We start from the raw sequence: 26370 nt of genomic DNA, 5'->3' as shown, positions 1-26370 counted from the left end.
CCCCGTTCGAAATACCACATGCCCGTGCCGGCGCATGTGGCAATGCGCGCATCAGAACTTGGCGCCGATCTCCAGCACGACGCTGCGTGGCACATAGTTGATCTCGCCACTGGTGTTGATGGCGATGTCCGGAGCGAACTGACCATTGCTGCCGAAGCCGTTGTAGGCGTAAGCGCTGTAGTTCTTGAAGTTGAACGCGTTGAGCAGGTTCACACGTGCGTTGAGCTTGAAGTCGCCGGCCACGGTGAACTCCTTGGTGGCCTGGAAGTCCACCGTGCGGTAGCCCCAGATATCGCCGCCGACCAGGAACTTACCGCTACCCGGCGGGGTGACGCCGACCTGCTGGCAGGTGGCGCCATCGGGATCGGTGAAGCCGAAGCAGGCGATCGTGTTGATCGGCTCGGGCGTGGCCAACACCAGCTTGGCACCGAAGGTCACGCCCCACGGACCATCGATCGAACCGGAAGCGACAAAGCGATGTGCGGCCACGGCATCGGACTTCACGAACGGATAGCCGCGGATGGTGGCCTTATCGAAGCCGTAAGGCTCGTCGATGTTGCGGTTCTGGCGCGCGCTGGTGTGGGTGTAGGACAAGGTCAGGCCCCAACCGGATTCCTTGGTGTACGGCTTGTCGGCCGACAACAGCACCTGGCTGTTGCGCTGCTCCAGGCCGTTGCTGCCCAGGATGGTGTTCTGATAGCCCGGCACCGGCTCGCCCCACGGCACGTTGCCGTTCTGGAAGTAGGAGCCATCCGGATAGCGGTTGATCAAGCCCATCGCGAAACCGTCGTAGCTCAGGATGCGCTGGAAGGTCACATCGGTCAGCCAGTCGCCCACCTGGTTGGTGATACCGATGCTGTACTGGTCGCTGTACGGCGTCTTGAGCTTGTTGTTGAACATGAAGAGCTCGGCGCTGCCGGCGACACCGGGAATGGTGTTGAGCTGATCGATGCCGTTGAGATAGCGCGGGTCGAACGCTACGCAGGTGCGGTCGGCGCGATAGCACGTGCCGGTGGCCGGGTTTTCGAAATACACCGCCACCGGCGACAGCGCCGCCTTGCTGGTTTCCAGCGCCAACTGTTCGAACAGGTTGCGGTCGTACGAGCGCGCGGCACCGCCATGCACAATGGCGGCTTCGTCGCCGAAGATGTCATACGAAAAACCGAAGCGCGGCGCCCAGGCATCCTTGAAGTTCTTGCGGTTGTTGCCGGTGCTGATGTAGTCGGCCACGTTGATGCCGCTGGGCAGCAGACGGTTTGCCCACGGCTGGCCGGGATTTTCTGCGTCGTTGGCATACAGCGCATCGACGAACGCCTGCGAGGTGACGAAGTTGGTGTAGGCCGGGGTGTCTTCGTAATCCCAGCGCACACCGATGTTGATCATCAACTTGTCGGTGGCGGCCCAGTCGTCCTGCAGATAGATACCGTACTGCTTGGACGGCGAGACCACCGTGGCGCGCTGGCCTGGCGTGGTGTAGGGCGCAATGAAGTCCACGCGGTACGGCGTTGAGTCAATGCTGCCATTGCTGACGCGATAGCTGAACTGCGGATTCAACGCCGCCGCATCCTGCGAGGTGAGCTCGATGTCCTTGTAGTTCACACCCATCTTGATGGTGTGTTCGCCATGCCACTGGAAGCTGGTGAAGGTCAGATCGTTCTGGATGAACCAGCCTTTCTGGCTCTTGCGCTGCGCGTTCTTGCCGCCAGCCGAACCGGTGGTGAGGAACGTGCGCTCATCGATATCGGTGGAGCCGGCACGTGGCTGGAAATAGGTGTAGACGATGCCATTGCCCAGGGTGCGCGGGGTCGGGTTGTTCTCCGAATTTTCGGTGCCGACGATGACTTCGTTGAACCAGTTGTCGGCACTGTGCTGCCAACGCAGGTTGGTGCGCTTGTCCTTGTTGATCTTGTCGGTAGCCTGCGCGAGCGTGTTGGTACCGCCGACGTTGGCAGTCTGCGTCTCGTCGCGGTAGATCGTGCTCAATTCGATGCGATCGCGATCGGTGGGCTCGAAGTCGATCTTGCCGAACAACAGGTCTTCTTCGAACGGCATGTTGGCCGGGCCATATTGGCTGGCCAGGTTGGCCGGCAACTGGCTGACGAAGGCCGCCGCCTCCGAGCTCGGCTGCACGCTCTTGGGCGCCACGTTTTCCTTGCCTTCGTAGGCAACGAAGAAATGCATGCGGTCCTGGATGATCGGCCCGCCAAGTGCGAAGCCGTATTCCTTGGTCTGCGAGTCGATCTTGCCATTGGCTTCTTCGTCGGGCCGCTTGTCGCGCAGGTCCTGATCGGTATAGCGATAGAACGCTTCGCCGTGGAATTCGTTGGTGCCGGACTTGGTGGCCGCGGTGATCGCCGCGCCGCTGATCTGGCCGTACTCGGCCTTGTAGTTGGAGGTAATGACCTTGTATTCGCCGATCGCCAGCTGCGGGAACGGGTTGCCCTGCGTATCGCTTTGACCGGCGACGCCGCCGCTACGCACGTAGCTCTTCTGGCCTACGCCGTCGATATACAGATTGCCGGCGCTGGCATTGGATGCACCGCCGCGCAGCTTGGTGTTGCCGTTGCCATCGACCTGAAACACCATGCCCGGCACGGTATCGGCAAACTCCAGGAAGTTACGCGTGGCCTGCGGCAACTGCTGGATCTGGCGCGCGCTGATGGTGTTGCCCACTTCCGAGGTCTTGACGTCGCGAATCATCGGCGCGCTGACCGTCACCGTATCCAGCGTGGTCGCATCACCGGCAGGCGCCGCGGCCGTCTCGGTGCCCAGATCGACGATGGCGCTGGAGGCCACCGACAGGGTCACCGTGCGGCTGATGCCGTTGGATTCGACCTTGTAGGTGCCCGGCTGCAGCCCGACGATGGTGTAGTTGCCGTTCGCATTGACCGGCGCGCGTCGCACCGAGCCGGTGGCGAGGTTGGTGACGACGACTTCGCTGCCGCTCTGCGCGGAAGCGACCTGGCCGCGCAAGGTGGCGTTGCTGGACTGGGCCATGGCCGGAGTGGTGGCGAACAACGAGGCGGCCAGGGCGCAGCACAACAGGCTGCGCGCCGGCAGGGTGGAGACGGTGCGGTGATTCTTCATGACTTTCCCCCTCCCAGGGGTAAAGCGCGACGCAGTGCAGTGACTGGCGCGTTGGGTTGGTGCTTTGGTGTGGAACACAGGGACAACAGGCAACAGCAGCCGCAAGGGCTGCAAGAACGACAAGGGTCTGCGGTGACGGGTGCTTGCTCCTTCAGGCACGGGTCGAGACGGGTGAGGCAATGGCGACGCGTGGACAATGCAGTGCCGTGGCAATCACCGGGCAATGCAAGACCAACGATGCACCAGGGTGCGTGCCGTGCACGATGGCCAGCACAGGCGGCACCCCTGTGCTGGCGACTGCGGCGGTGCTAGCGACTTACCAGATGATGCGTGCGCTCAGGAACAGGGTCCGCGGCGAGGTGGACAGCGCCCCATACTGGTTGATGCTGGCACGCGGGTTGTAGACGCCGTCCTGGCCCCAGTCGATGGCGTACTGATCGTAGTTGCGGAAGTTGAGCGCATTGATCAGATCCCCGCGCACCTGCACGGTCAACGCCTCGGTGACATGCATGTCCTTGGACAGCGACAGATCCAGCTGGCGCGTGCCGAAGATGTCGCCGCCGGCGATGAACTTGCCGCCCGGTGCATCCACCGAAACGATGCGGATGTTCTCCGACGGCTGGCCGCCGTACTGGTCGTAGGACACCGCCTCATTGCGCGGCGGCACCGTAGCCAGGGTCAGCTTGGCCGAGGCGCTGATGCCCCAGAACAAATCGTAGATGCCGGTCAGCACCAGGCGGTGGCGCGGCACTGCGTTCAGATCCAGGAACGGGTAGTCGGCGATGGTGGCCGCATCGAACCCGTAGCGCTCGTCGTTGCCGCGGTTGCCGCGTGCGCGCGAGAACGTGTAGGCCGCCGTCAGCCCCCAGCCGCTTTCCTGGGTATAGGGCTTGTCGGCCGACAGCAGCAGCTGTCCGGTCTTGGTTTCCACGCCGTTATTGCCGATCAGCAGCGAACCGAAGCCCGGCGGATTCTCGTTCCACGGCTGGCCGCCATTCTGGAAGAAATCGCCATTGGGATAGCGGTTGCCCAAGGTCAGGATCAGACCGTCCTTGCTGTGGATGTAGGACACCGTGGCCGAGGTGTTCCACTCGCCCAGCCGCGTGCGCAGGCCCAGCGAATACTGGTCGGAATAAGGCGTCTTCAGATCGTTGTTGAGCAGGTCGATCTCACCGTTGCGCACACCCGAATTGACCAGACCGCCGAGGCTTGCCGGGTCGCTGAGGTAGGCCGGGTTCCAGTTGACGCAGGTACCCGGCGCCGGCGTGCAGCCGGGCGCGGCCTCGGCGAAGCGGAGCGTGTACTGCGCCAGCGCCGACTTGACCTGCTCCAGCCCCAGGATGTCGAACAGGTTGCGGTCGTAGCTGCGTCCGGCACCGCCGAACAACACCAGCGATTCGTCGCCACGGAAATCGTAAGAAAAGCCCAGGCGCGGCGCGAAGTTGTTGTTGTCCTGCTTGCGGTTATTGCCGGTGCTGATGTAGTCGTTGATGTTGACGCCGCCCTTGGCCAGTTGCTCGGCGTAGGTGGCGCTCACCGTCGGGTCGGTGCCGGGGCCGTTCAAGGCCGCCACCACTTCCGGCGGGGTCACGTTGTCCAGGTAGGATGGAATCTTCTCGCCATCCCAGCGCACGCCCAGGTTCAATTGCAGCTTGTCGTTGACGTCCCAATCGTCCTGGATGTACAGGCCCAGCTGCTTGCTCTTGGTCGTCACCGAGGGCGCCGCACCGGCAAACGGCAGGTTGAACTTCACCTGGTACGGAATTGCCGAGGTTCCCAGGCCATCGGCCACCGCGTAATAGAACGAAGGATTGACCGTCGAGTTTTCGCTCTGGGTCAGCTCCACCTCCTTGTACTTCACGCCCATCTTGATGACGTGGCTGCCGTGCCAGTCGATGCTGTTGAAGGTCAGGTCGTTCTGGAAGCTCGGGCCTTTCTGTCCCTTGCGCTGGATCGCCAGGCCGCTGGTGGCGTTGTCGCGGATCAGCACATCGTCTTCGGCAACGCCGCGGGTATAGATGTTCTGGTTGCCCAGGGTGAAGGCATTGGGGTTGAACAGCACGTCCTCGTAGGAGACACGCGCCTCGTTGACGTAACGTTCGCCGAAATGCTGCCAGCGCAGGTCATAGCGCTCTTCGGTGTTGAGGTTGTTCTTGCCGGCGATGGCGGTGTTGCGGTCGCCCACGTCGTCGCGGCTCTTTTCGTCGCGGTACTTGGCGGTCAACTCCAGGCGATCGTTCTCGCCCACGTCCCAGTCGATCTTGCCGAAGTACAGATCTTCCTTGAACGGACGGGTGACCGAACCCAGGCGGCTCTGCACGCCGGCCGGCAGGTCGTCGCTGAGGGCGCTGAAGCTGTCCGGCACCGAGACCGGGTTGGCCGACACCTCGAAGCCCTTGCCTTCGTAGCTGACGAAGAAATGCGCCTTGTCCTTGACGATCGGCCCGCTGAAGGCCATGCCGTATTCGTCCTGGTGGGTCTGGCGCTTGCTGCCGTCGGCATTGGGCGCACCGGCGCGCTCGTCGGCCTGACGCGCGCGGAAGTCGGTATTGGTGGTGCGCCCGAAGATCTCACCGTGGAACTCGTTGCCGCCAGACTTGGTGGAGGCCACGATCGCCGCCGACCCCACCTGGTCGAACTCGGCCTTGTAGTTGGAGGTGATGACCTTGTATTCGCCGATCGCCAGCTGCGGGAACGGGTTGCCCGCGCTCTGCTCCTGGCCGGAGACGCCGCCGAACAGATAGCTCTTCTGGCCCACGCCGTCGATGTAGACGTTGACCGCCGAGCTGGCCTGCGCGCCACCGCGGATGCGGCTGTTGCCGTTGGGGTCGGTCTCGAACTGCATGCCGGGCACGGTGTCGGCGAACTCCAGGAAGTTGCGCGTCAGCTGCGGCACCGTGTTGATCTGCTTGAGCGACACATTGGTGCCCACTTCGGAGGTCTTGACCTCCTGCAGCGAGGTGGCGGTGACCTTGACCGTGTCCAGGGTAGTGGCGGTGCCATCGGCGGGCGTCGTCGCCTCGCCGCCACTGCCCAGATTCAGGCTCACCGACGAGGCCACCGACAAGGTCACCGTCTTCTCGGTACCCGGGCCGGCATCCACCTTGTAGGTGCCCGGCGGCAGGCCAACCAGGGCATAGCTGCCGTCCGGCCCGGTCGCCACGCGTCGCGTGGTGCCCGTGGCGACATTGGTGGCGGTCACCGTGGTGCCTGCCTGGGACGCGGCGACTTGCCCGCGCAGGGTGGCATTGCTGGACTGGGCCATGGCCGGGCTGGCGGCCAGCAACGAAGCGGCAAGGGCGCAGCACAGCAGGCTGCGCGCCGGCAGGGTGGAGACGGTACGGTAGGTCTTCATGACTTCCCCTCCCAGGGGTCAGGCGCGTACCGGCAGCGTGGTCGGCGTGGCGCAGGGTGACGCGTTGTTTCAAGGACGAACGAGCAGCGGTAGCGGCAACGATAGAGTTATAAAAAACATAAGAAACCGTAAAGAATTCGTGAAGATGCGACAGGGTGCATAGACGTCAATGGCCCGGTGTGCCGCGGGCGGCGCTGGACGCACGCACGATCAGTTCCGGAACCATCTGCGAAAACGCAGGCGGTGCAGCGTCGGCAGGCGGTGCAGGCGCATCGACCAACTGCTGGCCCAGCAACAACTGCAACGCGCGCGCGCCCAGGCCGGCGATATCCACCCGCATCGTGGTCAGCGCAGGCAGCACGTAGCGCGCCATCGGCACATCGTCGAATCCGGCCAGCGCAATGTCCTGCGGCACCTTGAGCCCGGCGTGGCCGAGCGCGAACAGGCAGCCCAAGGCCATCATGTCGTTGGCGGCGAACACGGCGTCGGGCCGCGTGTCCCGGGCCAGCGCCTGGCCGGCGCGGTAACCGGATTCTTCGTCGAAATTGCCGGGCAAGATCCAGGGCTGCGCGGCCGGGTCCAGCGCCAGTTCGTCGCGATACCCGCGCAGGCGCTCATGCGCATCGAAGTTGTCGTCCGGCCCGGCGATGAAGGCGATGCGGCGGTGGCCGCTATCGCGCAGATGCCGGGTCATGACCCGCGCGCCGCCGTAGTTGTCCACATTGAGCACCGGGCGCTGGCTGGCGCTGCCGGCGCAGTTGAGAAGCACCGCCGGCAGGCCACCGGGCAGCGCGTCTTCATGCACGCCCGAATCGCCCAGCGACGGCGACATCACCACCACGCCGTCCACGCGCCCGGGCAGGCGCTCCAGTGCTCGGCGCTGCGCCTGCGGGTCGCCGTGCGAGCTGGACACCAGCAGGTGATAGCCCTGCTCGCGCGCCACCTGGTCGATGCCGCGGATCAATTCGGAAAAGAACTCGCCATGCAGGTCCGGCAGTACCACCCCGATGGTGTGGGTGCGCCGGCTGCTCAGGCTGCGCGCGGCGTGGTGCGGGATGTAATTGAGCGCACGCGCCACCTGCAAGACCCGCTCGCGTACCGACTCGGCCACGTGCTGATGCCCGTTCATGGTGCGCGAGACCGTCGCCACCGACACCTGCGCTTCGCGCGCGACGTCCTTGATGGTGACGCTGCCGCCTTCGGACCGTGGCCGACTCATGCTGTGGCGTTCTCCAGGTCAACGCGCGTGGCACCGCGCGCCAGGGGGAGGCGCACGGCCTGCTGGCACCGAGCGCCCGTGTCACACAGGCACATGAATGACATCAGCCCCATCTGATGGAGACCCCCCAAGCGAGATGCAGCGCACGCTAGCAGGAACTGCAAGCGCTTACATGATGCGCCGCAGCATTGGGCTAAACGCAAGTGGCGCAAGGGCTGAAGCCCGATCGCTGGACAAGTTTGTCCGAATAAGACATCAGCAGCCAATGTCGGACACTGGTCGACAACGTGCCAGGAACTACGAAAACGTAACATCTACCTACCATACCGTGGCGCACGGTTTGCGCCCGCCTTGCCGCCAATGCCTCCAGACAGCAAGATGCGCCGATCGATCAGGGGGAACATCGTGCGCATGTCGCTACCTACCGTCCGTGCAGGGCGGTTCCACTTCGCCGCGTGGCTGCTGCTGGCCGCGCTGTGCGTGAGCGGCTGCCAGCGCAACCAGACCGCGCCCGCACTGCCCGGCGCCAAGGCCGAGCCGGCCGCGGCGATGCAGGCGATGACCCTGCCGCTGCGGCGCAATGATCTGGTGGCGTATGCGCGTATCCGGGTGACGCCTGCGCAATACACCCAGCTGGAGGCGGCGTGGCGCAGCGGTGCCAGCCGTTGGCCGCTGACCGAACTGCCGCTGCCCAATGAAGTCGGCGCGCTGCTCGGGTCGTTGTCGGCGCCCGATGCCGAACGCCGCCTGCAGCAGGCCTTCGATGCGCAGCTGGCCGGCCAGGCCCAGGGCATCGCGCAGGCGGCGCAATCGCTGGGCCAGTTCGGCGTGCAATACCTGCGTAGCCGCAACGACTACCAGCCCGAGCAGCGCGCCCATTACGTGCAGTTGGTCGACGCCTTGAGCGCGTGGGCCGCCACTGCGCCGCTGGCCGATCGCCCCCGCGCCAAGGCCAGCATCGCCGACCTGGTGACCGCCGCCCGTGCCACCGGCATCACCTCCGATGCCGACCTGCAGCGGCTGGGCATGGAAGAAAGCCTGCGCCGGCTCGGGCCGTTCTGGGAAACCTGCAAGAAGGTGCTGGAGCGCTACGACCTGTCGATCGACGGCAGCCTGGACGCGCTGCGGACCGGCTTGATCAAGCAGGATGCCGACACCGCCCAGGTACGGCTGCGCTATCCGCTGGCCGCCCACGATATCGATCTGAACGTCGCGCTGATCAAGCGCGAGGGCCACTGGTACCAGCTGCAGACCCAGAACGAAGTGCAGGCGCTGCTCGATGCCCAGGCCGCGCCCTTACCCAGCGCCACTGCAGTGCCCGACACCGCAGCGGTCGCGCCGGCGAAGGCTGCCGACACCGGGCAACGCCCGGCTGGGCGATAATGACCGTGATGCCAGAACAGAATCCCCTGCCGTTCCCGGACGGCCAGCCCAGCCCGCCCAGCACTGCCGCAGCCGACACCGGCGCCACGACGGCGGCCTTGCCGCTCGCCGAGCCGGTGCCGCCGGCGGTTGCGCCATCGATCGCCCCCGGCGTTGCCGCTGCGCGCAGCGCCAAGCGCCCGTGGTGGGCGCGCCTGCTCGGCCGCCTGGCCGACCCCTGGCTGAGCCTGACCATCGAGCCGGACCAACCCGGTCGCTACGACGACGGCCGCCCGGTGGTGTACGTGCTGGAAGACTACGGCATGTCCAATGCGCTGATTTTGGACAAGGCCTGTCGCGAAGTCGGCCTGCCGTCGCCGCTGGTGCCGTTGCCGGGCGACCCGCTGGAGCGCAAGCGGGCCTACCTGGCGCTCTCACGGCGCAGCAGCAGCAATTCGCTGATTCCCGAGCAGCGCGGCGGCAAGACCCACTCCGATTCGCTGGCCAAGTTGCTGCAGGCGCACCGCGTGCGCGCCGACCTGGACGTGCATCTGGTGCCGGTATCGATCTTCGTCGGCCGCGCGCCGGACAAGCAGAGCGGCTGGTTTGCGGTGCTGTTCTCGGAAAACTGGGCGCTGGTCGGCCGCTTCCGCCGCCTGCTGTCGGTCTTGCTCAACGGCCGCACCACCATCGTGCGTTTCGCCCCGCCGATTTCGTTGCGCCAGACCATGGCCGAGGGGCTGCCGCCCGAGCGCACCTTGCGCAAGTTGCAGCGCGTGTTGCGCACGCACTTCCGGCGCATCCGCGAAGCGGTGATCGGCCCGGACTTGTCTACCCGCCGTTTGCTGGTGGACCAGGTGCTGGCCGCCGAGTCGGTACGCGAAGCCATCGCCATCCAGGCCAAGCGCGACAATTCCAAGCCGGTCGATGCCTGGCGCAAGGCGCATGCCTATGCGTGGGAAATCGCCGCCGACTATTCCAGCCCGGTGGTCCGCTCGGCCAGCTTCCTGCTGACCCACGTGTGGAACCGCATTTACGCCGGCGTGCTGGTGCATCACCTGGATAAGCTCAAGCAGGCCGCGCCCGGGCATGAAGTGGTGTACGTACCCAGCCACCGCAGCCACATGGACTACCTGTTGCTGAGCTACCTGCTGTACGAACGCGGCATCGTGCCGCCGCACATCGTGGCCGGCATCAACCTCAACCTGCCGGTGGTCGGCACGTTGCTGCGCAAGGGCGGCGCGTTCTTCATCCGCCGCTCGATCAAGGGCAATGCGCTGTATTCGGCCGTGCTCAGCGAATACGTCGCCCAACTGGTGGCCGGCGGCTATTCCATCGAATATTTCGTCGAAGGCGGGCGTTCGCGCACCGGGCGTCTGCTGCAGCCCAAGGGCGGCATGATCGCGATGACGCTGCGCGCGTATCTGCGCCAGCCGCGCAAGCCGGTGCTGTTCCAGCCGGTATACATCGGCTACGAAAAGTTGATGGAAGGCAACAGCTACCTGGACGAGCTCACCGGCCGGCCGAAGGAAAAGGAATCCATCTGGGGCCTGCTGTGGTCCATCCCCAAGGTGCTCAAGCAGAACTACGGCCAGGTGGTGGTGAACTTCGGCGAGCCGATCGCGCTCAACGACGTGCTGGCCAAGCACGCGCCCGATTGGGACGGCCAGCCGCTGCCGGAAGACGAAAAACCCACCTGGCTGGCGCCCGCGGTGGACATGCTGTCTACGCAGATCCAGACCCGCATCAACTGCGCCGCCGACGTCAATCCGATCAACCTGCTGGCGCTGGCCCTGCTGTCCACGCCCAAGCACGCGATGGGCGAGGCCGACCTGATCGCGCAGATCGAGTTGTGCAAGAAGCTGCTGGCCGAGATGCCGTACTCGGACCGCGTCACCGTCACCCCGCATACGCCGGCGCGCATCATCACCCACGCCGAAGAGATCAACGTGCTCACGCGCGTGTCGCACCCGCTGGGCGATGTGCTCAGCGTCAGCGGCGATACCGCGGTGCTGCTGAGCTACTTCCGCAACAACGTGCTGCACCTGTTCACCGCTTCTTCGTGGGTGGCGTGCTGCTTCCAGAACAACCGCCGCATGAGCCGCGCCGGTCTGTTGCGCCTGGGCCGCACGGTGTATCCGTTCCTGCAGGCCGAGTTATTCCTGCCGTGGAGCGAAGACCGCTTTGCCGAACGCATCGAACAGACCATCGACATGTTCGTGCGCGAAGGCCTGCTGCTCAACGTCACCGACGACGACGGCGGCATCCTGACCCGCAACACCGGGCAGACCGACGAAGTGTTCCGCCTGCGCGCGATCGGCCATTCGCTGCAACAAGCGTTCGAGCGCTATTACATCGCCATTTCGGTGCTGGTGAAGAACGGCCCGGGCGTGCTCGGTGCCGGCGAACTGGAAAGCCTGTGCCAGCAGGCCGCGCAGCGTCTGAGCCTGCTGTATGCACCGGCCGCGCCGGAGTTCTTCGACAAGACCCTGTTCCGCGGCTTCATCCAGAAATTGCGCGAGTTGCGCCTGGTGTGGCCGGACGACAACAGCAAGCTGATGTTCGACGAGCGCCTGGATGCCTGGGCCAAGGACGCCAAGTTCATTCTCGGCCGCGAACTGCGCCATACCATCGAACGCGTCAGCCCGGCAGCGGCCAAGCCGGACGTGGCTGTGCCGCCGCAGTAAAAGCGACTGACAAGACGTGGCGAGCAGTCGTCAGGTGGGTGTGGACGGCGGGCAGGAACCGGAGCGTACGCGTGGTATATGCCGATACCGGGCACCGGCCGCGCCCGCCTGGCGGCTGCACAGTCGTTTTGTTGGATGCTCTAGGCCGTTGGCGAATGCCTTCACGTCTTGCAGGGCGCGTCGGGCGCGTGGCGAGGTGGCGGTAGGCGAGCGCCGGCGGCTTTCACACAGCGGTTCCGTTCGCTTCATCGGGCGCTTGCAGCGTTCCCGTTAGCATCGCAGCACCTTTCACTGTGATCGGCTGCGTTGCACCACGGGCGTCGCCGACAGGAGACTTGCATGCGCGCAGCCATCCACACACAGTTCGGCGACCCGGCCAAGGTGCTCGAACTCGGCGAACGGCCCACACCGCAACCCGGCAAGGGCCAGGTCCGCATCGCGATGCGGCGTTCGCCCATCCACAACCATGACCTGTGGACGGTGCGCGGCAACTACGGCTACAAGCCCACGCTGCCGGCGATCGGCGGCAGCGAAGGGTCTGGCGTGATCGATGCGCTGGGCGAAGGCGTGCAGGGCCTGCAGGTCGGCCAGCGTGTCGTCGCCGCCGGCGTGCACGAGAGCTGGGCCGACTACTTTCTGGCCGACGCAACCGGCGTGGTCCCGCTGCCCGACGCACTGGATGACGACCGCGGCTGCCAGCTCATCGCCATGCCGCTGAGCGCGTTGATGCTGATCGAGTTCCTGAATGTCGACAAAGGCGACTGGATTGTGCAGAACACCGCCAACGGCGCGGTCGGCAAGACTGTGGCCATGCTGGCTGCGGCACGCGGCATCAACGTGATCAATCTGGTGCGTCGCGATGCCGGCGTGGACGAACTCAAGGCACTGGGGATCGGGAATGCGGTGTCGACCGCGCAGGACGGTTGGCAAGACCGCGTGCGCGCGCTGGCCGGCGATGCACCGATCGTGCGCGCGATCGACTCGGTGGCCGGCAAGGCGGCAGGCGAGCTGATGGGGCTGCTCGCCGAGGGCGGCGAGTTGATCTCGTTCGGCTCGATGACCGGCGAACCGCTGGAGATTGCCAGCGGCGATGTGATCTTCAAGCAGGCCACCGTGCGCGGCTTCTGGGGCAGCAAGGTCATGGCCGCCACCAAGTCCGAGGACAAGCGCCGCATGATCGGCGAGCTGTTGAAGGCCGCGCTCGACGGCAGCCTGGCGCTGCCGGTGGAAGCGGTGTTCGATCTGGAAGACGCGGCCAAGGCGGCAGCGGCCAGTGCCCGAACCGGGGCGAGGTGGCAAGATCCTGCTGCGCGCCGGTTGAGCGGGGTGCGCCGATCGAAACAGCGCCAGCGCGGGGACGGAGTGGCAGGTCGCCCGCGCTGGCTGGATGGCAGTGTCGCTTGCGCGGTGGAACTCTCAGAGCGGCTCCTAGCGAGCACTGATCTTTCGTGCGCCGCGCGGTTGTATGTGTCGTGTGGCCGATGTGGGTATTGATCCGTTGCAGCCAGCGGTCTTTCGCAGTTAGCGCTGCGCAATCAGAGTAGAGCGACTTGGCCGTTGACAACGTTCAGCACTCGTACCCTCATCCGCCCCTTCGGGGCACCTTCTCCCGGTGGGAGAAGGGAGCTTATCGGCGCGATGGGTTTAGCCGGTTCGATGCAGGAGACGTGCAGTTCCGGCTGCGATGCAGTGAGCTTCTCCAGGTACGAGAAGGAATGTCTCGACGCGAAGCGCTAGAGCCTGCTTCGGCGAAATAAGGAAGCCGCGAACCAGCGCTTTACAGAGCGTCATCCCACCAGCACAGATCAAAGCCTTTCCTCACGTCGGGGCGAGAACGCATGGCTGGTGCGCCCCTGGCGCTCGTGCCTTCGGGTGCCCGCGTCGCAAGCACGGGCTCTGGTTGAGGGACCGTTTCTGCAGCTGACGCAAGCTACCGCCAACCAGCCATCACGCCGGCTCGTCGGGCACCAACTCCATCTCCAGCCGCGTGATGCAGTCCTTGATGTGCAGCTTGCGCTTCTTCAAGCGCTTCATCTGCAGCTCGTCGTCCAGGTTCGCGGGCACGCGCTGGATCTCCTCGTCCAACGCGCGGTGGGCGCGTCGCAACTCGGCGATCTGTTCGACGATCTCGGCGGTTGACAGGGTTTCCACCCCCCGAGCATACACAACCCCGGGCTGCGCGCGTCACCCACGCTTGCCAAGCGGCCCGGGGCTGCGACAATGCCCGCGCGCCGCGGGGAAACGGCGGCGCGCCCCGTCCATCATTGCCGCGCGGCTACGGCCGTCGAGAAAGGAGTCTTTCGATGCGTCTGCATCCTTCCCTGCTGGCCCTGGGCCTGTTCGCCGCCGCCAACCTGGCCAGCGCCGCCGATGTCGCCAAGTACGACGGCTTTCTGTGCTGCAACCTGCGCACCGACGGCAGCTGGATCAGCGACAGCAACTACGCCGAAGACGGCAAGCGCATGCTCCCGGTCGGCACCCCGGTCAGCGTCACCGGCTTCGGCCGCAACCGCGTCAACCTCAAGATCGCCGGCGAAAAGCAGTCCATCGGCAACGATTACAGCCGCGACCTGGACAACACCGCCTTTGCCGCCCGGTATGTCGTCACCACCGACCCCAAGCTCAAGCTCGCTACCTTCCCGCCCAAGATTCGCCAGGCGATCAACGATGGCAAGCTCACCGGCGGCATGACCCGCGAACAGGTGCTGATGGCGGTCGGCTACCCGATCAGCAGCGAAAACCCCAACCTGGACGCCTCGCTGTGGCGCTACTGGCGCGACAGCTTCTCCGAGTACCAGGTGCAGTTCGGCCCCAGCGGCAAGCTGGTCAAGGTCACCGCCGATCCGCAGGTGATGAATTTGATCTGGGTGCCGTGAGGCACTCAGCGGAGCAACAGGCGCCGGCGTGAGCCGGCACCTGTCATCGCCCCACGGTTGCTGATCACTGATGTCGCGTGCGTGCGCGCTGGCGAATGCAAGGCATCGACGACACCGCGCGGGTTCATTGAACGTGCGACCCCGACGAGGGAAGACATGCACGATGGTGAATTGATTATCCCGCCCGACGCACTGGCCGATCCGGAGGCCTTCGAACTGCTGCGTCTATGGGCCGCGAATGAACAGCTGCACGTGAGCATCAATCGCGATCTGGGTGGCGGTGCAGAGGACTTCGGCGAACTGCTTGCGGATCTGTTCGAGCATGTTTCGCGGATGTACGCACAGCGCGATGGCATGCCGCTCGCGCAATGTCGCACGCTGATGCTGGATGACTTCTTGCGACGCGTTGCCGACCCGAGCGGTCGGCAAGAGGGAGCGCTGCCAGTCGAGCACTAGCGGCGCCGTGCAAGGCCCTTGTTGCGCGATCGCGCGTCCCGGGCAAGCCTCTATTGACTGCGATGACTCGGTTAGCAGTGCGCCGGGCACGGACGCATCGCCGTGCTGCCTTTTGGATACCATCGACGCTGGCTTTCTCGCCCAAGGGCAAAGATCCTGGCGTCACTGGCCTTCCCGACCAACACCTGATGAGAGCGTCCTGATGAGAGTGTCATGCAGCGAGATCTGATTCTGTATCCCAAAGACGATAACGGCGACACGCTCTGGCATATCGCACAGCAAGGTGTCGACCTTTCAAAGCCGCGGGAAATCGCTTTTTCGGTGGTCTTCCCCAGCAAGGAATCGGCGCTGGAGTTCTCGGTGAAGATGCTTCGCTTCGAGCAGAAAGTCCGCTGCTGTCATTACCCGGAAAATACGGCGTTTCCCATGGATGTGACGGTGTATCCGACCATGGTGCCGTCGTACAAGGCGATTTCGGCGTTCGAGGAAGACCTGGCAGCCGAGGCCAAGCCCTTGGACGGCTTGAACGATGGATGGGAATTCTTCGGGGACGCGAAGGACGCCTGAGCGCTCGACCGGTTCGAGGACTGCACGGCGTGCAGATCCTCCTATCAGCGCTTTCGCATCAGCGCGCAGACTGCGGCACGCGTCGCAGCCGCGACACGTCGTAGCCCATCGCCGCGATACGCTCGACCGCTTGCTGATAGTCGGCATCGGAGACCTGCGGGGTACGCGCCATGTACCAGACGTAGTCGCGCTTGCTGCGCGCCACGATGGTCTGCGTATAGGCTGCGTCCCGCCAGGCGATCACGTACTCGGCCTTGAACGGCCAGAAGAACTGCATGCGCCAGAGCGCGCCATTGCCTTCCTTCGCCACCTGGCCGATCGGATGCATCGATTTGAGCGGCGCCTGGAAGCTGCCCTTGCGAAAGGTGAAGGTGGTCTGGATGCGACCATCCGGTCGCAGCGCGTAGCTCTCCACCGCGTCGTAGGCGCTGCGCTCGGGCCGGGTCGGAATATGCGCAATCACATACCAGTCGCCCATGAAGCGCGGCACATCGACGGTGTCTGCGCGGGGCAGGGCAGCGCGTGAATCGCTTGCGCCAGCACTGCCGTGGACCGCGAGCGTGAGTAACAACAGCATCGAACTACGTCGCATGGCACTTCTACCTAAGATGGCACGTGTCAGCAATACGTAGCTGCGCTACGTCTGGATGCGAGCCCATGCGATGTAGTTCCAGCCTGGGGACAAGACTGGTGTTGGTGCGTGCGACATGCCGGTGCCGTTTGCCGAGTCACCTGCGTTCAAGAGCCAAATAAAGAGCCACTCAAACGCCGGAAACGCCCAATTTATGCCGTGAGTATTGTTCAACCCTCAGCCGCCGTGATGACGACAAGGTGCGCTGAAGCATCGAGCTGAAAGGACGTTTCTTCCACCGTCAGCTGCCCAGCGATCACCGACTCGATGGATCCCGGCGGGCGGTTGCCCAACGGCACTCACCAAGGCGATACCGCGTCTTCCCCATACGGATAAATCGTCGCGATCGTTCCATCTGCAGCATGTTCCAGCGGTGCCATCTTGATGCTGCGCAGATGCGTCTGGCCGCCCGAAAGCATGCTGTCGTGATAGAACAGATACCACTGCTCCTGGAACAAACAGATGGAGTGATGCGTGGTCCAGCCGACCACCGGTGCGAGCAGCACGCCCTGGTAGTTGAACGGGCCGTAGGGTGAGTCGCTGGTGGCGTAGCAGATCTGGTGGGTGTCGCCGGTGGAATACGACAGGTAGTACCGACCTGCATGTTGGTGGACCCAGGGACCTTCGAAGAAGCGGCGGGCGTGGTCGTCTGCGCGCAGCGGGGCGCCGTGTTCGTCGAGGATGACGACTTCGCGGCTGGGTTCGGCCAGTTCGGTCATGTGCGCGTGCAGGCGCGCCACGCGCGGGCCAAGTGCGGGTGCCTCGCCCACCGGTTCCTGATGCGTCTGCGCGTAGACATTATCGCGGTAGTGCTGCAGCTGGCCGCCCCAGATGCCGCCGAAGTACAGGTAATGCGCGCCGTCGTCGGCGGCGAGTACGGCCGGGTCAATCGAGTAGGTTCCGGCGATGGGCTGCGGCTCGGCGACGAACGGGCCTTCGGGGCGATCGCCCACCGCCACGCCGATCTGGAACATGCCGTCGGCGCGTTTTGCGGGGAAGTACAGATAGGTCTTGCCGTTGCGTTGTGCCGCATCCGGTGCCCACATCTGCCGCTGCGCCCAGGGCACATCGCGCACATGCAGCACTTGCCCGAGGTCTTCCACCGCCGCACCCGGATGCGCCATGCGCAACACGTGGTAGTCGGCCATGTCGAAATGCGAGCCGTCGTCGCTGAAGGCCACGCCGGCATCGAGGTCGTGCGAGGGATAGATATACAGCGCACCGTCGAATACATGTGCGGACGGGTCGGCGGTGTAGAGGTGCGTGACCAGCGGTGCGGAAATGGCGGTGCGCGCCAGCGCCTGCAGATTAGCGGCTTGCAGTTCATCGGACATGCGCGTACCTGTGCATGAAGTGGGAGGGGAGGTCAGACAGTGGCGAGCGGTGCGGCCTGGCGGCGCATGCCCAGTTCGTGCTCGATGCGGGTTTCCAGCGCCTTGTCGATTTCGTACAGCGCCAGCAATGCAGTGCCGAGCAGGAACGGAAGCGAGGCGTACACGCTGATGGCCAGGCGGATGCCGTTGGTGACGGCCGCGCCTTGCTGCGGCAGTGCTGCGTCATAGCCATAAAACGCCAGGATGCCGGCGACCAGTGCGCCGCCTACGCTCAGTCCGATCTTCAAGCCGCACAACATCGCCGAGAAGATGATGGCGGTGGCGCGGCGGTGGTTCTTCCACTCCGAGTAATCGGCCACATCGGCGATCATGGCCCACAGCAACGGGATGGTGATGCCGTAGAAATACCCATGCAGGACGTAGGAAGCGAACACCCAGCCGATCGCATTCGGTGGATACAGATAGAACGCCAGCAGGAACAGCGTGGAGATCAGCAGCGCGCCGCCGAAGACATTGCGCTTGCCAAAGCGGTCGGCCAGGCGTTTTGAAAAACCGATGCCCACGATCATCGCCAGGATGCCGCCGGCGCTGAACACGCTAAATGCGGAAGTCGGTGCGTCCTGTGGCCACTGCAGCGCGCTCATGCCGGCGCCAGTCAGGACGCTGTTGATGCCGGCGATGAAGCGGTTGAACCCGGCGTGGTCGAGAAACTGCGTCAACGCATTCGCGTCGAGGTAGTACTTGAAGTAGTAGATGTACATCCCGCCCTTCATCGCCAGATTGATGAAGACCAGGATGGTGAGCGCCAGCATCACCAGCCAGGGCTTGTTGCGGACCAGATCGGTCAGGTCCTGGCGCACGCTGTTGCGTTGTTCGCTGATCGGCAGCACCCGCTCGCGCGTGGTGAAGAAGGTGATCAGAAAGCACAGCGTGCCGATCGCCGCGAACAGCGCCATGGTGTTGCGAAAGCCCTGCGCCTTGTCGCCATTGCCCAGAATCAAGACCAACGGCAGCAACAGCACCTGGATGATGAACTGCGCAAAGGTCACCGCCAGAAAGCGATACGCCGACAAGCTGTTGCGCTGCTCCATGCTGCCAGTGAGCACGCCGCTCAAGGCCGAGTACGGCAGGTTGTTGGCGACGTACACCAGCATCAGCAAGGTGTAGGTGGCAAAGGCGTAGGCGATCTTGCCCTGCTCGCCGAGCGTGGGCGTATTGAAGGCGGCCAGCGACAACGCCCCGAATGGCAGTGCGGTCCACAGGATCCACGGGCGGAACTTGCCCCAGCGGGTGCGCGTGCGATCGGCCAAGATACCGATGACCGGCGTAAACACGAACGCGCCCAGCATGCCGACCACAAAGATCAGCGTCGCTGCCACGCTGGCAGGTATGCGGAACACATCGGTGTAGAAGAACGCCAGGAAAGTGACCAGCGTCTGGAAGATCAGATTGGCGGCCAGGTCGCCCAGGCTATAGCCGATCTTTTCGCGCAAGGAGAGCTGCTGTGACCGATCGTTCATGAGATGGGACGGACTCGAAGAATGCTGCGGAAAACGCCGCGGCGCGCATTGCGCCATCGGTCGCCGCTGGGAGGAACGGCGACCGATGACGACAACACTCAAAAGGTACCGCGGATGCCGAGCATGACGGTGCGCCCGGGCTCATACAGGTCGTAGGTGGCGTTGGGCCAGGCGAAGGTCGTGCGCAACGGTTCGTTGGTGATATTGGTGACGTTGAGCGTGATCTGCGGCTTGGACGGCAGCCAATCCAGTGCGTAGCTCGCCGACATATCGAGCTGGCCGCGCGCATCGGCGTTGAGGCGCGCATACGGAATGCCGTTCTGGTTTGCGCCGGAGATCACCATGTCGTCGTTCCAGGTGTAGGACAGGCGGATCGAGGCTGCGTCCTTTTCCCAGTAGACGGTGCCGTTCCAGAGGTTGGGTGCGACACCGACGGCCACCGCCGGCACGCCTTCGCCTTCGGACTGCTGGTTGACGTGGGTGTAGTTGAGGCTGAAGCCCAGGCCGTCGAACAGCTTGTCCAGCGGCTGCACCCAGATGGCCTCGGTGCCGCGGATATTGAGCACACCATCGGCATTGACCTGCGTCTGCACATCCACGGTGGCCGCATTGGGGCCGCCGCGCTGGGCCAGGCCGGCCTGCTGGATCGGCAATAGCGTGTCGTAGTTCACGCCCAGGTCGTTGAACGGAATGCGGCGGATGCCGTTGACGGTGAAGCCGGTGATGCGCTTGTTGAACAGGGTCAGGCCCACATAGCCTTCGCCGCCGGTGTACCACTCGCCGCCGAAATCCACATTGGTCGACAGATACGGCTTGAGGTTCGGATTGCCCTGCGTGGCGGTCTGCGCGGAAGGGTCGCTGAAGTTGGTGTTGGGCAGCATCGCGCTGGGATCGGGGCGGGTCAGCGTGCGCGAGCTGGACAGGCGCATGACTACCTTGTCGGCCACGTCCCATGCCACGTTGAACGAGGGTAGGGTTTCCTTGTAATCCGAATCCAGCACCTGCACGCTGCGCACGCCATTGATGGTGACCGGGCCGGTAATGGTCTGGTCGGTGGTCACATAGCGCACGCCGGCGTTGAAGCGCATGGTGCGGTTCCAGACATCGGCTTCCGCATTGGTCTCGATGTAGAAGCCCAGATTTTTTTCGCGGATGCCGCCGGTCGAAGCGCCGGTGTTGGCCGAGTTGCTCTCCGGTGCGGCATCGCGCAGCGCGTAGTAGTTGGTGTCGGCCAGGAAGCGGGAGAAGTCGGCCGTGATGAAACCGCCTGGGCCGGGTTTCAGATAGCTGGCCAGGGCCGCGTTCGGGATTGCCGAGCCGGCGCCGCCGTTGCACACGTTGCCGCCATTGCCGCGACACACCACCTGTTCCCAGGCGGTGCTGTTGTCGAAGCCACGGATGGTGCGCTCGGCCATGTCGTAGGACGCGCCGATCTTGACGTTGCGCTTGTCCTCACCGAACTGCAGATCGGCGCGCGCGCCGCGCGTTTCGGTCTGGCGCTTTTCGTTCTGGATATTGACCCGGCCACCCGTCCAGCCCCAGCCCAGGTTGGGGTCGTTGAGATCGAGCGGGCTGGTGATGCTGGGGCGGTCGCCGCCTTCGTTGCGGTAGTCCACGGTGGTGAACGGCGAGGTGACCAGGATGCTGGGCGATTCGCGTGCGAGCCAGCTACGGGTGGCATTGGCCTGCACATTGAGCTTGATGTCCTGCTCGGCGCCAAACAGTAGTTCCGCACCGGGATTGACGCTCCAGAACTTGACGTTTTCGTGGTACGGGCGCGCTTCCAAAAAGTACTGCGCGTTGGCGAAGGTGGCGCTGGTCACCACGTTGTTCTGATCCAGCTGCATGCCGAGCGGAATCATGTTGCCGTTGCGGCCGATCAGATTCATGCTGATCCGCTCGGTGGTGCGCTCGGCTTCGGAGTACAGCGTGTCCAGGTAAAAATGCATGCTGTCGGAAGGGCGCCATTCCAGCGACATCACCGATGCATCGCGGTCGCGATCGCCACTCATGTAGACGCTGCGGCCCAGACGCGGGATCAGCGCGTCGCTGATCTGGCCGATGCTCAGGCCCGGGTTGCGCGCCAGCAGCCAGGCGGCGTCGATGGTCTCGCCGGTGGTGAGGCCGCTGCCGGCAGTGGCGGGCACAGTGTCTGGAATGCGCCAGTTGCCGCCGCCATTGACGTTGCACGCCGCCGGTTGGTTGGTGGCTGGCGTTCCTGCCGGCGGCGCGAGACCGCACTGGGTGTAGGTGAGGCCGGGGTTGGTCCAGCCCACGCTCTCGAAACCGCGCACGCCGAGTTTGCTGCGGACCGACGCCACGCCGAACAGTGCACCGAAGGTGCCTGCTTCATTGGTCCAGCTGCCCATGAAAGCGCCGCGTGGGGTGGTTTTTTCGCTGGTGCTGTTCCAGTCGGCCTGCGCCTGATAGGTGAAGTGCACGCCGGGGCGGTCGAACGGGCGCGCGCTGCGCATGTCCACCACACCGGAAACGCCGCCTTCGAGCATGCTCGCGGTGGGTGTCTTGCTCACCGTGAGCTGGGTGAAGAATTCGGTGGGGAACAGATTCAGATCGACTTCGCGGTTCTGGTTCTGCGCATTCAGGCCGATCGAGGCGGTAGCGATGCTGGCGCCGTTGAGCGTGGTCTTGGTGAAGCTGGTGCCCAGGCCGCGGATGGCGATATTGAGACCTTCGCCGTTGACGTCGCGCGCCAGCTGCACGCCGGGAATGCGGTTGAGCGACTCGGCGATATTCATGTCCGGAAACTTGCCGATGTCTTCGGCAAACACCGTGTCGGCAAAGCCGACCGAATCGCGCTTGGCGTCGGTGGAGAACTGGATGCTGCGTCGGTAGCCGGACACGGTGACGGTATCCAGCTGGGTCACCGCATCGTTATTGCCGGCAGTGGTTGGCGGGGTTTGCGCCGTGCTCTGGGCATCGGCGGACTGTGCCCAGGCGGCGGTGCTGGACATGCCCAGCAGGATGGATCCCAACGCGCAGGACAACGCGGTTCGTGCGTAGCTGTTCTTCACCGTAATCCCTTCCCTAACAGGTAGCAGATGTCCCACGCATCGCCCCTGCGCAGGGAGTGCCGCTGCCGTTGCGCGGCGCGACGATGGTGCGATGGGGGAGACGGACGATCAGTGCATTTGATGTTAGCGCTAACAAAATCGGAACATCACGCTGCAGGGCAGCATAGATGCGTGCACGCGCCGGCAGGCCGCCGGCCAACCCACGCCGTCGCGCCGGACGCGCTTGCGTACGGGGGCGCAGTGTTGCACTGCGCGATGGATTTATCGCGATGCCGTGGTAATGGTAGCGCTATCATCCGTGGCGCAAGGCCACCTTCGTGCAGGTGCAGTGGTCGATGAATCGAACCGAAGAACACGGCAGCGACGGTCCCGGCCGGCACCTGATGGGTGCACGCTTGCACCACGTCGGGCAATCCGCGCAGGAAGCTGGCGCGCTGGCGCGCCCGCATAGGCCACGCGCATGAGCGAGGTGCCCGCCGCGGCCCCGGGGGCCGCAACGGCAAGGCTCGGCCGGGTGCGCTGGCGGGTCTGCGCCCTGCTGCTCGCGGCCACCACCATCAACTATGTGGACCGCCAGGTACTGGGCGTGCTGGCGCCGTTTCTGCAGACGCAGATCGGTTGGAACGAAATCCAGTACGGCTATATCGTCACCGCATTCCAGGCGGCGTATGCGCTGGGCTTGCTGTGCAGCGGTGCGGTAATCGACCGCTTCGGCACTCGGCTCGGCTATGCGCTGGCGATCGGCCTGTGGAGCCTGGCGGCGATGGGGCATGCCTTGGCCACCAGCGTGGTGGGGTTTGCGATTGCGCGGTTTTTCCTGGGCCTTGGCGAATCGGGCAATTTTCCTGCAGCGCTCAAGACGGTGGCCGAATGGTTCCCGCGCCGTGAGCGCGCGCTGGCCACCGGCATCTTCAATTCCGGCTCCAATATCGGGGCCATTGTTGCCCCATTGTTGGTGCCGTTGATTGCCACCGCCTGGGGCTGGCAGGCGGCATTCCTGTTCACCGGCGTGCTCAGTGCAACCTGGTTGGCGGTGTGGTGGTTCAGCTATCACCCGCCCGAGCAGCAACCCCGGTTGTCTGCTGCAGAACTGGCGCACATCCGCAGCGATGCGCATGAGCCGGTGCAGCGCCGCCTGTCGTGGTTACAGGTGCTTCGGCATCGGCAAGCCTGGGCGTTTGTGTTGGGCAAGTTCATCACCGACCCGATCTGGTGGTTCTTCCTGTTCTGGCTGCCGAAGTTCCTGCACGCCGAATATGGCCTGAGTCTGCTGCAATTGGGCGTGCCCTTGATCGTGATCTTCGTGCTGGCCGACATCGGCAGCATTGCCGGTGGTTGGGTGGCCGGGCGTTTCATCGCACGTGGCTGGAGCGTCAACCGCGCACGCAAGACCGCGATGCTGATCTGCGCGATTTCCGTCGTGCCCATCGTCTTTGCCGCACGCGCCGACAACCTGTGGCTGGCGGTCGCGCTGATCGGGCTGGCCACTGCCGCCCATCAGGGCTGGTCGGCGAATCTGTTTACGCTGCCTTCGGACATGTTTCCGCGCCACGCGGTTGCCACGGTGGTGGGCATCGGCGGTTTTGCCGGTGCGGTGGGCGGCATGCTGATCGCCACCTTCATCGGCTTTCTGTTGCAAGCCACCGGCAGCTATGTGCCGGTGTTTCTGATGGCAGGCTCTGCCTATTTGCTGGCCTTGGCCGTCGTGCACACGCTGGTGCCGCGGCTGGAGCCGGCGCAGTTGCCTGCCGATCCAGCGCCGACATCGTCCTGAGGTGAGCCTATGCACAAGCGCGCAGTAGCACTGGGGTTATTGATGGTGGCCGGCATGGCCGCGCCAACCCACGCGGCACCGCTGGCAGCGGCGGCGTCCAAATTCCTTGGAAGTGCGTACGGCGCGCAGCAGGCGCCGGGGTTTGCGCAGTACTGGAACAAGCTCACCCCGGAAAACGGCGGCAAATGGGGCAGTGTGGAGGCGGTGCGCGACCAGATGGACTGGAGCACGCTGGATGCGGCATACCGGTTTGCCCAGGCCAATCAGATGCCATTCCAGATGCATGTCATGGTGTGGGGCAACCAGCAGCCGGAATGGATCAAGACCTTGCGGCCGGCCGAGCAGCGCCGCGAGATCGAGCAATGGTTTGCCGCCGTTGCGCAGCGCTACCCGGAGATCGCGCTGCTGGAGGTGGTGAATGAGCCACTCAACGACCCGCCCAGCAAGGCCGATACCGGCGGCGGCAATTATCTGCAGGCGCTGGGGGGTAACGGCGACAGCGGCTGGGAATGGGTACTGCAATCGTTTCGGCTTGCGCGCCAGCATTTTCCCAACACCAAGTTGATGATCAACGACTACAGCATTACCAACAGCGCGCAGGCCACGCAGAAGTATTTGCAGATCGTGCGGCTGCTGCAGCGTGAGCACCTGGTCGATGCGATCGGGGTGCAGGAGCATGCCTTCGAGACCACGCCGGAGGTGGCGATGTCGGTGCATCGCGACAATCTGGATGCATTGGCCGCCACGGGCCTACCGATCTACATCACCGAGTTCGATCTGGACGGGCCGACCGATGCGCAGCAGCTGGCCGACTATAAGCGTGTGTTTCCGGTGTTCTGGGACCACCCGGCAGTGCATGGCCTCACCCTGTGGGGCTTTCGGCCCGGCTTGTGGCGCGACAAGGAAGCTGCCTACCTGATCCGCGCCGACCGCACCGAACGTCCGGCGCTCGCGTGGCTGCGCGACTACGTTGCAGCCCATCCCGGTGCACCTGCGCCATGACAATTATTGATGCGCGCCGCGCTCACAGACCTTTGTCTGGTGTCCTGACCTTATGCCGATGCCCGCACGTCATCGTGTTGGCTGCATGCACCAAGTGGCAAGTAGCCGCGCTGATCGTGCTGGCCACTGCCGCACATCAAGGCGGGTGGAGGAGTTTTTCTACGCTGCTTGCTGACCTGCCTGCCTGTCACGCAGTTGCAACAGTCGCCGGCCTCGGCACCATGGTGCTCGCACCGCTCATTGGTTTCGTTTTGCAGGCCATCGGCAGCTACATTTCGATATTTTTTTACGGTGGGTGCGGCCTACAGTCGGGCGCTGGCGGTGGTGCACCGCCTGGTGCCACGACGCAGCCGGCGCGAGTGGAGCAACCGGCCTAGAAGCGGTTCCAGGTGTCTGCGCACTTGGCGTCGATCCGACGCACGTCAGCGCACCTGCTCCTTTCCGTAGCTGCCTTGCTCACTTATCGAGGATGCCAACATGTTGAAACTCCGTTATCCGCTCACGCTTGTGCTGTTGCTGGGCGCGTATGCGTCCGCTGTTGCCGGGCCCATCGCTGCCGGCAAGCAGCGCGTCCTGGGCAGCGCCTACAGCCCGCAGCAAGCGCAGGGCTTCACCAACTACTGGAACGCCGACGTGCCCGAAAATGCGGGCAAATGGGGCAGCGTCGAGCCCGTGCGCGGCCAGATGAACTGGGGCCCGCTCGACGAGGCTTACCAGTTGGCCAAGCGCAACCACATGCAATTCCAGTTCCATGTCGGGCTCTGGGGTGCCCAGCAGCCGACGTGGGTGCGCAACCTGCCGCCGAACGAGCAGCTTGCGGCGATCGAGCACTGGTTTGCCGCGATTGCGCAGCGCTACCCCGACATCGACTTGATGCAGGTGGCCAACGAGACGCTGCCGGGTCACAACCAGCCGGACAATCGCCGCAGCGATACGGGCAACTATCTGCGGGCACTGGGCGGCACCGGGGCGACCGGCGTGGACTGGGTGCTTGAGGCATTCCGCCTGGCACGCAAGTATTTCCCCCATACCAAGTTGATGATCAACGACTACAACGTCACCGAGTACAACGACCAAGCCAGGCAGTATCTGCACACCATCCAGCTGCTGCAGCAAGAACACCTGATCGATGCGATCGGCATCCAGGGGCACCTGTCGAGCAACGGCCCCTCAGTTTCGGTGCAGCGCGCCAACCTCGACCTGTTGGCGTCCACCGGACTGCCGATCTACATCACCGAGTTCGACCTGGATGGGCGTACCGACGCTCAGCAGTTGGCAGCCTGGCAGCGTTTCTTCCCGATGTTCTGGGAGCATCCGGCCGTGCGTGGCGTGAACGTGTGGGGTTTCCGTCACGGTCTATGGCGTGAAAATGAAGGTGCGTATCTGATCAATTACGACGGCAGCGAACGCCCGGCCTTGACCTGGCTACGCAGCTACGTTGCCAGCAGGCCCTGACCGGGCTTCCTTC

16 protein-coding genes, 1 other RNA gene and 1 pseudogene are annotated in these 26370 nt (G+C 64.4%); 9 read left to right on the top strand and 9 right to left on the bottom strand.

Features of this window, described 5'->3' with window-relative positions; translation table 11 throughout:
- Nucleotides 1–51: 51 nt before the first annotated feature.
- The 3 genes from AC1POX_RS21035 to AC1POX_RS21025 form a co-directional block, all read right to left on the bottom strand.
- Nucleotides 52–3087, bottom strand: coding sequence for a TonB-dependent receptor domain-containing protein (locus AC1POX_RS21035; RefSeq protein ID WP_008571912.1), 3036 nt, complete (start codon nucleotides 3085–3087; stop codon nucleotides 52–54).
- Between the two features lie 316 nt (nucleotides 3088–3403).
- A complete protein-coding gene (locus AC1POX_RS21030) occupies nucleotides 3404–6442 on the bottom strand; it encodes a TonB-dependent receptor (protein ID WP_008571911.1) in 3039 nt (1012 codons plus the stop codon).
- A gap of 166 nt (nucleotides 6443–6608) precedes the next feature.
- A complete protein-coding gene (locus AC1POX_RS21025) occupies nucleotides 6609–7661 on the bottom strand; it encodes a LacI family DNA-binding transcriptional regulator (RefSeq protein ID WP_209262057.1) in 1053 nt (350 codons plus the stop codon).
- Nucleotides 7662–8072: 411 nt separating this feature from the next.
- Between AC1POX_RS21025 and AC1POX_RS21020 the strand changes: the two genes are divergently transcribed.
- Nucleotides 8073–9044, top strand: coding sequence for a hypothetical protein (locus tag AC1POX_RS21020; RefSeq protein WP_031424928.1), 972 nt, complete (start codon nucleotides 8073–8075; stop codon nucleotides 9042–9044).
- Complete coding sequence (plsB, locus tag AC1POX_RS21015) at nucleotides 9044–11710, top strand: glycerol-3-phosphate 1-O-acyltransferase PlsB (protein WP_218492956.1); 2667 nt, start codon at nucleotides 9044–9046, stop codon at nucleotides 11708–11710. The genes AC1POX_RS21020 and plsB overlap by 1 nt, the downstream gene beginning before the upstream one ends.
- Before the next feature lie 4 nt (nucleotides 11711–11714).
- Here plsB and AC1POX_RS21010 read toward each other — a convergent pair.
- A non-coding RNA gene (locus AC1POX_RS21010) (sX9 sRNA) lies at nucleotides 11715–11790 on the bottom strand.
- Between the two features lie 259 nt (nucleotides 11791–12049).
- On the opposite strand from AC1POX_RS21010, the pseudogene AC1POX_RS21005 reads away from it, so the two are divergent.
- Nucleotides 12050–13031, top strand: a pseudogene (locus AC1POX_RS21005) (zinc-binding dehydrogenase).
- Between the two features lie 626 nt (nucleotides 13032–13657).
- Here the strand turns inward: AC1POX_RS21005 and AC1POX_RS21000 are convergent.
- Nucleotides 13658–13861 carry a YdcH family protein gene (locus AC1POX_RS21000; protein ID WP_008573820.1) on the bottom strand — a complete coding sequence of 68 codons (204 nt, stop codon included), beginning with the start codon at nucleotides 13859–13861 and terminating at the stop codon, nucleotides 13658–13660.
- A gap of 152 nt (nucleotides 13862–14013) precedes the next feature.
- Between AC1POX_RS21000 and AC1POX_RS20995 the strand changes: the two genes are divergently transcribed.
- The 3 genes from AC1POX_RS20995 to AC1POX_RS20985 all read left to right on the top strand — a co-directional run bounded on the left by AC1POX_RS20995 (nucleotide 14014) and on the right by AC1POX_RS20985 (nucleotide 15609).
- On the top strand, nucleotides 14014–14586 hold the full coding sequence (locus AC1POX_RS20995) for a hypothetical protein (RefSeq protein WP_008573822.1): 573 nt from the start codon (nucleotides 14014–14016) through the stop codon (nucleotides 14584–14586).
- A gap of 57 nt (nucleotides 14587–14643) precedes the next feature.
- Complete coding sequence (locus AC1POX_RS20990; RefSeq protein ID WP_372356566.1) at nucleotides 14644–15042, top strand: DUF5076 domain-containing protein; 399 nt, start codon at nucleotides 14644–14646, stop codon at nucleotides 15040–15042.
- Nucleotides 15043–15255: 213 nt separating this feature from the next.
- Nucleotides 15256–15609, top strand: coding sequence for a ribonuclease E inhibitor RraB (locus AC1POX_RS20985; RefSeq protein WP_011349114.1), 354 nt, complete (start codon nucleotides 15256–15258; stop codon nucleotides 15607–15609).
- Nucleotides 15610–15667: 58 nt separating this feature from the next.
- Here the strand turns inward: AC1POX_RS20985 and AC1POX_RS20980 are convergent, their stop codons facing one another.
- From AC1POX_RS20980 to AC1POX_RS20965, 4 genes are all read right to left on the bottom strand, one after another.
- Complete coding sequence (locus AC1POX_RS20980) at nucleotides 15668–16201, bottom strand: lipocalin family protein (RefSeq protein ID WP_184423226.1); 534 nt, start codon at nucleotides 16199–16201, stop codon at nucleotides 15668–15670.
- Nucleotides 16202–16539: 338 nt separating this feature from the next.
- Nucleotides 16540–17574: a glycoside hydrolase family 43 protein gene (locus tag AC1POX_RS20975; RefSeq protein ID WP_029820794.1), complete on the bottom strand. Its 1035-nt coding sequence runs from the start codon at nucleotides 17572–17574 to the stop codon at nucleotides 16540–16542.
- A 32-nt stretch (nucleotides 17575–17606) separates the two neighbouring features.
- The gene (locus AC1POX_RS20970) at nucleotides 17607–19094 is read right to left on the bottom strand and encodes an MFS transporter (protein WP_014091494.1); all 1488 of its coding nucleotides are present in this window, start codon (nucleotides 19092–19094) and stop codon (nucleotides 17607–17609) included.
- Between the two features lie 98 nt (nucleotides 19095–19192).
- Nucleotides 19193–22126, bottom strand: a complete 2934-nt coding sequence (locus tag AC1POX_RS20965) for a TonB-dependent receptor (RefSeq protein ID WP_031424923.1) — start codon at nucleotides 22124–22126, stop codon at nucleotides 19193–19195.
- A gap of 460 nt (nucleotides 22127–22586) precedes the next feature.
- On the opposite strand from AC1POX_RS20965, the gene AC1POX_RS20960 reads away from it, so the two are divergent.
- The 3 genes from AC1POX_RS20960 to AC1POX_RS20950 all read left to right on the top strand — a co-directional run bounded on the left by AC1POX_RS20960 (nucleotide 22587) and on the right by AC1POX_RS20950 (nucleotide 26357).
- On the top strand, nucleotides 22587–23900 hold the full coding sequence (locus tag AC1POX_RS20960) for an MFS transporter (RefSeq protein ID WP_011349110.1): 1314 nt from the start codon (nucleotides 22587–22589) through the stop codon (nucleotides 23898–23900).
- Nucleotides 23901–23909: 9 nt separating this feature from the next.
- A complete protein-coding gene (locus AC1POX_RS20955) occupies nucleotides 23910–24902 on the top strand; it encodes an endo-1,4-beta-xylanase (protein ID WP_338334379.1) in 993 nt (330 codons plus the stop codon).
- A gap of 477 nt (nucleotides 24903–25379) precedes the next feature.
- Nucleotides 25380–26357, top strand: coding sequence for an endo-1,4-beta-xylanase (locus tag AC1POX_RS20950; protein ID WP_008573839.1), 978 nt, complete (start codon nucleotides 25380–25382; stop codon nucleotides 26355–26357).
- Nucleotides 26358–26370: the final 13 nt, after the last annotated feature.

The sequence above is a fragment of the Xanthomonas sp. NCPPB 3442 genome (genome assembly GCF_056725145.1).
The sequence above is the reverse complement of the archived record's forward strand: the minus strand, read 5'-3'. Positions and strand labels throughout refer to the sequence as shown.

What these genes read in the sequence shown, in the direction of transcription:
- AC1POX_RS21025 (WP_209262057.1), bottom strand. Translation starts at nt 7,661, where the DNA reads ATGAGTCGGCCACGGTCCGAAGGCGGCAGCGTCACCATCAAGGACGTC.
- AC1POX_RS21020 (WP_031424928.1), top strand. Translation starts at nt 8,073, where the DNA reads ATGTCGCTACCTACCGTCCGTGCAGGGCGGTTCCACTTCGCCGCGTGG.
- AC1POX_RS20960 (WP_011349110.1), top strand. Translation starts at nt 22,587, where the DNA reads ATGAGCGAGGTGCCCGCCGCGGCCCCGGGGGCCGCAACGGCAAGGCTC.
- AC1POX_RS20985 (WP_011349114.1), top strand. Translation starts at nt 15,256, where the DNA reads ATGCAGCGAGATCTGATTCTGTATCCCAAAGACGATAACGGCGACACG.
- AC1POX_RS20975 (WP_029820794.1), bottom strand. Translation starts at nt 17,574, where the DNA reads ATGTCCGATGAACTGCAAGCCGCTAATCTGCAGGCGCTGGCGCGCACC.
- AC1POX_RS21030 (WP_008571911.1), bottom strand. Translation starts at nt 6,442, where the DNA reads ATGAAGACCTACCGTACCGTCTCCACCCTGCCGGCGCGCAGCCTGCTG.
- plsB (WP_218492956.1), top strand. Translation starts at nt 9,044, where the DNA reads ATGACCGTGATGCCAGAACAGAATCCCCTGCCGTTCCCGGACGGCCAG.
- AC1POX_RS20970 (WP_014091494.1), bottom strand. Translation starts at nt 19,094, where the DNA reads ATGAACGATCGGTCACAGCAGCTCTCCTTGCGCGAAAAGATCGGCTAT.
- AC1POX_RS20980 (WP_184423226.1), bottom strand. Translation starts at nt 16,201, where the DNA reads ATGCGACGTAGTTCGATGCTGTTGTTACTCACGCTCGCGGTCCACGGC.
- AC1POX_RS20995 (WP_008573822.1), top strand. Translation starts at nt 14,014, where the DNA reads ATGCGTCTGCATCCTTCCCTGCTGGCCCTGGGCCTGTTCGCCGCCGCC.
- AC1POX_RS21035 (WP_008571912.1), bottom strand. Translation starts at nt 3,087, where the DNA reads ATGAAGAATCACCGCACCGTCTCCACCCTGCCGGCGCGCAGCCTGTTG.
- AC1POX_RS20950 (WP_008573839.1), top strand. Translation starts at nt 25,380, where the DNA reads ATGTTGAAACTCCGTTATCCGCTCACGCTTGTGCTGTTGCTGGGCGCG.
- AC1POX_RS20955 (WP_338334379.1), top strand. Translation starts at nt 23,910, where the DNA reads ATGCACAAGCGCGCAGTAGCACTGGGGTTATTGATGGTGGCCGGCATG.